Origin of the sequence: Vibrio genomosp. F10 str. ZF-129, assembly GCF_000287055.2 — a bacterium.
Taxonomy (GTDB): Bacteria; Pseudomonadota; Gammaproteobacteria; order Enterobacterales; family Vibrionaceae; genus Vibrio.
The window spans coordinates 705-1958 of the sequence record NZ_AJYQ02000072.1 but is presented as its reverse complement, the minus strand read 5'-3'; the positions used below and the strand labels follow the sequence as shown (position 1 = coordinate 1958).

Here is a 1254-nt window from a genome sequence, read left to right as displayed (position 1 = left end):
AGGTAGAGGGAGTCCATATCATTCGTTAGGGCACAGGGCGGAAATGGACAAAATCGTAGAATTAATCAAACAAGATCCAGTTAGAGTCAAAGCCTTAGAGTATGTCTCTAAATTGGGCTTGCCTCAATGCTATATTGCAGCTGGTTTCGTTCGTAATCTTGTCTGGGATGCACTGCATGGTTTTGATGTAGCGACACCATTGAACGATGCGGATGTTATTTACTTTGCTACTGACGAGAACGACCCTAAAGCATATTTACAGTATGAATCTCAGCTCAAGCAGCTAATGCCAGAAATTAACTGGCAAGTTCGTAACCAAGCACTCATGCATACTCGAAATGGCGATTTACCTTACACAAGCTCCCTTGATGCTATGAGTTATTGGCCAGAACTAGAGACAGCTGTTGCCATTCAACAAGTCGCACCTGGTAGCTATGAATGTATTGCAGCTTTTGGGTACGAATCCTTATTTGGTTACTGTGTCACACATAATCCTAAAAGGTCACGAGAAACGTTTGAAAATCGTGTAAATTCAAAGGGCTGGTTAGTAAGGTGGCGATCTTTGAGAACTGTGCCCTAACAAAGCATTTAAGAGTGATTCGCAACGCTTGGCAGTTTCGCTTCGCTCAAGTATAGCCAAGCACCGCTCACACCTTAATGCGGCGTTATGCGAATACGATGAAAGGCAGTTGGTATGCTAATAGATGAAACTTTGTTAAAGCTACTCAGCTTGATAGTTGTAATTCTTGTTGGTTTTGCAAATCTTATTAAGCAAGATCCACTTAAACGCTGGAAAGACGATATAAAAGACGACTTAGAGATACTATCAAAAATACCTAAAGATCATCAGCACCGAAAATTGGTTGAGTACTCACTGAATGCTTCATTACTAGGTGCATATGCCAAGGATCAGCCCCCTTGGTATTCTTGGAAGTACAAGGAAAATAGACCTGTCTTTGTACTTACAATCGTGCTTATTGTTTTAGTTTGTTTATTAGTTTTTCTTTAATAGCCACCAAATTCGCATAACAAACAATTCAAGTGGATTCTCAACGCGTGGCAGTTTTACTATGCGTTAGGTAAAGTGTTTTACGGTGCAATGCAGCGGCTTGGTCAGTGCGTTGTTCACCACTTAATTGGGCGTTATGCTGCAATCAAAAACTTCTGGCCAAGACTGAAAATAAGGCCTAAAATAAGCACTTATTTAAATACTTAATTGGTGTTGTTATGAGACAAGTTTTAGCTGATTGTTCA

General features: G+C 40.4%; 2 protein-coding genes. Both read left to right on the top strand.

Going from position 1 to position 1254, the window contains the following annotated elements; all coding sequences use genetic code 11:
• Positions 1–43 precede the first annotated feature (43 nt).
• Positions 44–580: a nucleotidyltransferase family protein gene (locus A1QO_RS07325; protein ID WP_017041083.1), complete on the top strand. Its 537-nt coding sequence runs from the start codon at positions 44–46 to the stop codon at positions 578–580.
• Between the two features lie 114 nt (positions 581–694).
• Positions 695–1009, top strand: a complete 315-nt coding sequence (locus A1QO_RS07320; protein WP_017039565.1) for a hypothetical protein — start codon at positions 695–697, stop codon at positions 1007–1009.
• The last annotated feature ends 245 nt before the right edge of the window (positions 1010–1254 follow it).